The sequence below is a fragment of the Variovorax sp. OV329 genome, assembly GCF_900114785.1.
GTDB lineage: Bacteria > Pseudomonadota > Gammaproteobacteria > Burkholderiales > Burkholderiaceae_C > Variovorax.
In genome coordinates, this window is record NZ_FOUG01000044.1 from 1 (window position 1) to 4,775 (window position 4,775).

The window sequence follows — 4,775 nt, forward strand, 5'->3', positions numbered from 1 at the left end:
GCGGATTGCCTCAGCCGTCAACTTGGCAAGAACCAGAAACCCTGCGAGCAACCACGGCGGTGGCGAGGCAACTGCCGCGCGAGCGGCTTAGTCCATCGCTGCCATGCTGCCGGAATGCCTGGGTGCAGCCGCGGGCCAGGCGTCCTTCTCGGCTCCGAACGGCCTTTGCTTGAAGCCTGGAACCTCATCGGCGCGAGGAGTCTTCTAGGGCCAGTTGATCAGTTGATCACGCAGTAGTGGGCGCAGAACAAGCTGGCGCCTCGTGGCCAGATCGAGGTGGGTTCCGGGCAGGTGGCATGCGCCCGGGCGGCATGCGGGGCGGGGGTCGCCAGCCTCAAGTTCCAGGCGGACATGGGACTGCTGCTCGCCTTAGTGATTCTCTGGAACATGCTGGGCGCACTGATCCTGCTGCCCGCGCTGGCCCACTTCCTCCTCCAGCCGACCGGAATCCAATAGCCAGGCTCCGCTGGCGAACTGGAACCGCCTCCAGCAAGCAAGCTGCAAGGCGCCCTTCAATGACGCGAGCCCATCCAGCAACCGGAAACGACCGATCGCATGGCGGACTGTCCAGCGTGCCGGTTCGACGCTGTCGCTTGGTACCGGTCGACGCGTGCGCCGGTCAACAGTACGGACCCGGTCGCCGCTACAACCGGTCCCGCGCCCTTGCTTTACAGGGGCGGGGGGACCGCGCGCAGCCGGCCTGCGGGACCCACGCCACGGGCAGGCGGTCTGGGGCGGCATCACCGGCGGCTTGATCCCTCAAGGGCTCGACGCCACGCCGACGCCTCTCCGGAGGGCGGACTGCCTGCGCTGCCGAGCTACACGAAACGCGCTGGCCGTCCTTCGAGCTTGGCCTGGATCCCCTCGCTCCTGTCTGGGTCCGCAAACAAGAGTTGGAAGCAACGGCGTTCGAACTCCAACCCCTGTTGCAGCGGCTGGCTCAACCCCTCGACGACCACTTGCTTGCTGCTGGAGGCGAGACGGCTCCTCGCGTACACGGCAATGCCGGTGGGCGAGATCGCGCACCCAACTGGGCTTCGAGGATTCAATTCCTGTCCGCCCACGAATCTTTGATCTGCAGTCGCAATCATTTGCACGGTGCAGCACTCCAACTACTGCACCAATAGTCATTGAAGCGATGTCGGCTTACGGCGATCGGCCAATGACACCTGAGTCTGGTACTGGCTCGCAGACGCATGGGCAGCGGAAACTCATTCGCGGGCCGAAGCCTGTCGCATGCATGCGCTCACGACTAGCGCGCATGCACTTTGAAGTTTCCCGAGTCAAGTGGCCGCTGCTCCACGACTGCCTCACTCCCCAAAAAAGCACGGCACTTCCTGCATCGCATTTCAAAACGGAATGAACCGTGATCAATCCGACCCGTTGATGGCACACCCAGCCAACTATTACGATGCCGCATTTGGAAATGCCGATTTTGGCAGTTCGCAGACCGCTGTATACGGCCATGATCGCAAATCAACTCCGTCGATTGATCAAGCACCAAGGGCGATTCATTGACGCGCGAGTTGAATTGTCTGAAATTTTTTCATCGCCGCTCCAATTCCGAGCGAAATTGAATGATATTTCTGATGGCGCGTTCAAATTAAATTTGATTGATCTTGGCGCGAATGATGCTCCAACGATTCCGACAATCAAGCTGCAGGGAGCAGATCAGCGCGAGCGTTATCAACTGGCGTTATTGCAAGGTTCACGAGGGCGTTATCCAGGCTCACTTTTGGATCGAACTTTCGCCCTCATCCCCACGTTACTGCAAGAACAAGATGCAAGGCTCGATCGACGTATGGGCCAACCTCAGGGACAGGGCAGGATGCGGACGATGAAGCCAGTTGCATAAGCGAGTAAACGCCCTTGCCAGCCGCCGGTGCCAGATCAAAGACCGGCGAAGATGTCCTAACTAGCACATTTCCCGGCGTATCCAAAATTTGTCAAACCTGGCGCACTCATCCGTTGCCTTTGTTGGGAATGCTGATTTTTTTGAATCAGTACCGCATGCACTTTAAATTTGCTTCTGCAACGACTCGAAGCAAATGTCCATTAGTCGGCTCGCATCCCATCAACTTGATGCCCCAAAGCAATCATGAGTTCAAAATCCGGAACCTCAAAAAATCTCGAGAACGAAGAATCGTTCGAGCAATGCCAGCAACCTTTGGATTGGCTCAGGTCAACTCAATTGGAGTTTGCCCCCGGATCTTGGTCTCAACAAGCGCCTCTCGCACACTCCCGAGAAGATATTCCATTTGAAGTCCAAGTAGATGAACGAATGGTGATGGATGTAAAAATGGCGTCGGCTGGCAGCGATGTAATCCACCAGACCTTCATCTTGAAAATGCAAGATATTGCAGCGGAAATCGCATCCATATCCAGAGATCAACACGAAGGCAGTAAATTTCCAGAATTGTTGAGTGCAGATCGATTGTCGGAGAAATCCTTTCAAAAGGATCGCATTGACGCGCAGCGTCATGGGGTGGAGTCGGCAGAAACTCTGTGGTCGCCACTGGATTCGGCAGATGGCGAGCCAATGAAATCCGAGCCCCAGCCGCAGGTCGCCACGACTGTCTTGGAAAAATTCGCCGCGGAGTTGACGTGCATGCGGTGCGGGCACATAGGTGCCATGGCGCTCGGTATTGCCGGGCGGCATAGATGCATTGCCTGCGAAGCCCTATGTGCCGGTGCATTGGCCGAGTTCGCCGCACGGATCGAGCGCCACGGAGGTGTCTTGCCAGACGGGGATACCAAGGGGAAGGTCCAGCTTTTCGAGTTGCGTGACGTGATCTCGCGCGTTCAATTGCTGGAGGAGCGCGACAAGGATGTTCGTGAGCGCATGCGCGACACGCTGTTCAGGCTGACCATGTCCGGGGAGTGGCGGCCGCTCGGATCGACCCAGACTTCCTGGCGGGCGGCCATGGATGACCTGGTCGAGCAGCATCCGAACTTTTCGCAGTGCATCGACGAGAACCTGCGGCCTGCGATGGCGATTCGGGCCGCAGGTGGCCGTGCAAGCCCGCCCCCCATCTTGTTGCTGGGCAAGCCGGGGGTGGGCAAGAGCCACTTCGCGTCCGCGCTAGGCCGATGCTTGGGCGTGCCCGCACTCAAAGTCGACATGGCGAGCGCCCAAAGCGGATCAACCCTGGCCGGATCCTCGACCTTCTGGTCCAACTCGGCACCTGGAATGCTCTTCGAGACCCTGGCCTTCGGCGTCGAAGGGCTCCCCGCCTGTGCCGATCCGGTTGTTTTCCTCGATGAAGTGGACAAAGCGGGCGGCGATCAACGCTACAGCCCGCTGGGGCCGCTCTACAGCCTTCTCGAAGCCGGGTCGGCGCGCAAGTTCACAGACGAGGCACTCCTCGGTTTGCCTTTGGATGCCAGCTACGTGCGCTGGATCCTTGCGGCCAATTCGACCGAGAGCATCCCGGCACCCCTGCTGAGTCGAGTCCAGATCTTCGAGATCGAGGAGCCGACGCCGGCCGAGAGGCGCGAACTGCTGCGCCGGATCTTTGCTGGCGTGGTGGGCGATGTGTCGCTCGGTGGGTTCGAGCTGACTGTGCCGCACGCAGTCCTGGATGCCCATGTCGGGACAGGCCTTCGGACATTCAAGAGGCTTTCCCTGGCGGCCATTGGACGCGCGCTCGAAGCAGGGTGCACGGCCGTGCGGGAAGAGCACTTCACGTCGTCGGAGCAGTTGCCCGGGGTTGCCCATGGTCGCTTCAGGATCGGATTTCTCTGATGTGCCACGGCCAAAACAAAGCGCGATCCGGACAAGCGGATCGACTGTCGAGTCATTGCAGGAAGGCCGCACTATGACCAGCGTCCTCATTGTCGTGACCTGGCTTCAACTCGGAGGGCCGCAAGTGAGCATGCAGCCGTTCGAGACGCCCGCGAGATGCGAAGTTGCGCGTGACGCTGCTGGTCAGATGCTCATCGAGCAGGCGCGCAGCAATCTTGTGGGGCTGCATCAGGCCAAGCCAGTCACCAAGGCCAGTCCTGATGGCGCTCGAGCATTGACTTTACGAACGTCCACGGCCGGTAGAGAGCTGGCCCGGCTGCAGTGCCTGTAGCGCCAAAGGACGCGGCGCCCGTCACACCAACTCCATCAGCACCCAGAAGGAATCCTCAATTGGACACCAACCTGCTAGACGAAAAGCATCTCAGTCGATTTCTGGAGGCATATGCAGAGCGCAAGACTGTGCCCAGCACCGGCTCGGCCGGCAAGCGCCCGCTATACCTCGGACTCGACTTCGACGGCGTCTTGCACCATGCCTTCTGCGGGCCGCGGTCTGATCAATGCCAAATGCTTGGCTCGAGAGAGATCAATGGAACCCAGTTCCTTGCGTCGCTGCTGCTGAAAGCACAAAACTACGGCGACTGCGACCTGGGCGTGCCCTTCGAACGTACCCATGCCCTGTCTGATGCGCTGGACGCGAGCCCCGTGGACGTGCGCATCGTCATCGCCACATCGTGGCGGCTACAGATCGCATTGGACGACCTCGTTGTTGATTTCCATCTAGAAGTGACCCACTAACCCCGGCGATTTCCATCTAAATCTGACCCACGTAAGAACCCTAACCTGCTGCCTTTTGCGGCAGGAGCACAGGAGTGATTGACGTGGCGACACTGAGTGTCATCAGACGTTGGGTGTCCGCGCCGAAGTAGAACTGAGCCGTTGATGTCCCGGCAAGTGGTGTAAGTCTTCTTTCACTCGCTGCGCGGCAAGGCGCGTAGGGCGTAGCCCGAAGCGGCTTGCCGCGCAGCGACCG

At 59.5% G+C, this 4,775-nt stretch carries 4 protein-coding genes; all 4 read left to right on the top strand.

Annotated elements, in window-relative coordinates; all coding sequences use genetic code 11:
- The first annotated feature begins 1,420 nt into the window (after positions 1-1,420).
- Positions 1,421-1,855, top strand: coding sequence for a hypothetical protein (locus BM345_RS30010; protein ID WP_139237680.1), 435 nt, complete (start codon positions 1,421-1,423; stop codon positions 1,853-1,855).
- A gap of 243 nt (positions 1,856-2,098) precedes the next feature.
- On the top strand, positions 2,099-3,745 hold the full coding sequence (locus tag BM345_RS29375; RefSeq protein WP_093387351.1) for an AAA family ATPase: 1,647 nt from the start codon (positions 2,099-2,101) through the stop codon (positions 3,743-3,745).
- 73 nt (positions 3,746-3,818) lie between these two features.
- On the top strand, positions 3,819-4,076 hold the full coding sequence (locus BM345_RS29380; protein ID WP_093387354.1) for a hypothetical protein: 258 nt from the start codon (positions 3,819-3,821) through the stop codon (positions 4,074-4,076).
- Positions 4,077-4,135: 59 nt separating this feature from the next.
- Positions 4,136-4,540, top strand: a complete 405-nt coding sequence (locus BM345_RS29385; protein ID WP_093387357.1) for an HAD domain-containing protein — start codon at positions 4,136-4,138, stop codon at positions 4,538-4,540.
- The last annotated feature ends 235 nt before the right edge of the window (positions 4,541-4,775 follow it).

Coding starts and splice junctions, on each gene's coding strand:
- BM345_RS29380 (WP_093387354.1), top strand. CDS start 3,819: ATGACCAGCGTCCTCATTGTCGTGACCTGGCTTCAACTCGGAGGGCCG.
- BM345_RS29375 (WP_093387351.1), top strand. CDS start 2,099: ATGAGTTCAAAATCCGGAACCTCAAAAAATCTCGAGAACGAAGAATCG.